Origin of the sequence: Arthrobacter glacialis (genome assembly GCF_002909445.1) — a bacterium.
Lineage (GTDB): Bacteria > Actinomycetota > Actinomycetes > Actinomycetales > Micrococcaceae > Specibacter > Specibacter glacialis.
Genome location: NZ_PPXC01000044.1, coordinates 1 through 1,485, shown reverse-complemented (window position 1 = coordinate 1,485; position 1,485 = coordinate 1). Strand labels below are relative to the sequence as shown.

The following is a 1,485-nucleotide window of genomic DNA, read 5'->3' as shown; positions in this document are numbered from 1 at the left end:
CAGCAGCACGCCAATGCCCACGGACAGCACGCCGGAAACAACCATCCACACGGAGTTTTCCCACGGGCCCAGCCGGAAGCGGCGTGGTTTCAGCCAGCCGCGCTCACCGAGCCTGAATCGCGTCCACAGCAGCGAAAGGATGCCCAGTGGCAGGGTCATGCCGAATGCGAAGATGGCCAGCATGATCCCGCCGTACAACGGATTTCCGCCCGCCGCGGCCACAGCCAGAACCGAACCGAGGATGGGGCCAGCACAAACACCGGCAACGCCATAGACGGAGCCCAGCACAAACACTGACACGGCAGAGGTGCTGCTGGCGCCGGCCCGGCGGCTGAGGCCGGGGAATTCCACCCCAACAATCTGCAAAATTCCAATGACAATCACCACGGCGGCCGCAACGGAAATCAGCACCGTCCGGTTTTGCAGCACCAGCGAGCCGAGCAGCCCCGCCAGCAGGCCCAGCGGCACCAACGTTGTCAGCAGCCCGGCGTAGAACAGGGCCGTGCGGCCCAGCAGCTTGCCGGGACTGGCGAAGGCGTAGGCAAAGAAAGCCGGCAGCAACATGACCGAGCAGGGACTCAGCAGGGTGAGGATGCCACCCAGGAACGCTCCTGTATATCCAATGTCCATGGGCTACTTGGCCTTTGCCAGTGCTTCATCAATGACCTGGACAAAGATGTCCAGCGGCTGCGCACCGGGAATGGACTGGTTGTTGATAACAAAGGTGGGGGTGCTGTTGAGCCCCAGCGAGGTTCCCTCGGCAAGATCGGAGTTGACCAAAGCCCGCAATTCGGGGCTCTTCGTATCCGCCGTGAACTTGGCCATGTCTGGAACACCAACCTCTTGGGCAAACTTCAGCAACTCCGGCTCTGACAAGTCCGCCTTGCCCTTTTCCGGCGCCGCCGCGTAGACGGCCTCATTGAATTGCCAGAACAATCCCTGTTCCCCCGCCGCACGGACAGCCACAGCAGCTGCCACCGAGGATTCCCCAAAGACCGGCAGATCACGCCATTCAATGCGCAGCTGGCCGGTGTCAACATACTTCTTGATAATTTCGGGCTGGGTTTTGCGGGCATAGGCGCCGCAGAACGGGCACCGGTAATCCGAGTACTCGATCATGACAACGGGGGCGTCCACCGCACCCAGCGCCATGGGATCCCCGGCAATGCGACGTTCCAGTTGCAGCTCGGGGGCCTGTTCTTCGGCGGCCGACGAGGCCGGCTTTGCGGCCGAGTCCAATCGCTTCCCACCAGCGGCGGCACCGGCAAAAATGATCGTTAAAACTAGGGCAATACCCAGCACCAGAGCTAGGGCGATGTTCCGGGTCTTCTTCGTATTCATTGGCAAACTCTCAGAATTGTGCAGGCGCAGCCTTGCCGCAGGCGCGGATTATCGCGGCCCGGCGGCAGCGCACCATGTATATATAAGGACACGTTCGACGCCGTTCAGCCAACCTTCGCTTGTCGCGGTGGGTTGGGTGCCGGC

At 61.8% G+C, this 1,485-nt stretch carries 2 protein-coding genes; both read right to left on the bottom strand.

The genetic code is table 11. From position 1 onward, the window contains the following. A partial coding sequence (locus CVS27_RS20315; protein ID WP_103467650.1) for a cytochrome c biogenesis CcdA family protein occupies nucleotides 1–630 on the bottom strand: 630 nt, incomplete at its 3' end. Nucleotides 631–633: 3 nt separating this feature from the next. Beyond that, nucleotides 634–1,341, bottom strand: coding sequence for a DsbA family protein (locus tag CVS27_RS20310; RefSeq protein ID WP_103467649.1), 708 nt, complete (start codon nucleotides 1,339–1,341; stop codon nucleotides 634–636). Nucleotides 1,342–1,485: the final 144 nt, after the last annotated feature.

Bases quoted from the DNA above. Each gene is read 5' to 3' on its own strand.
- CVS27_RS20310 (WP_103467649.1), bottom strand. From the start codon at position 1,341: ATGAATACGAAGAAGACCCGGAACATCGCCCTAGCTCTGGTGCTGGGT.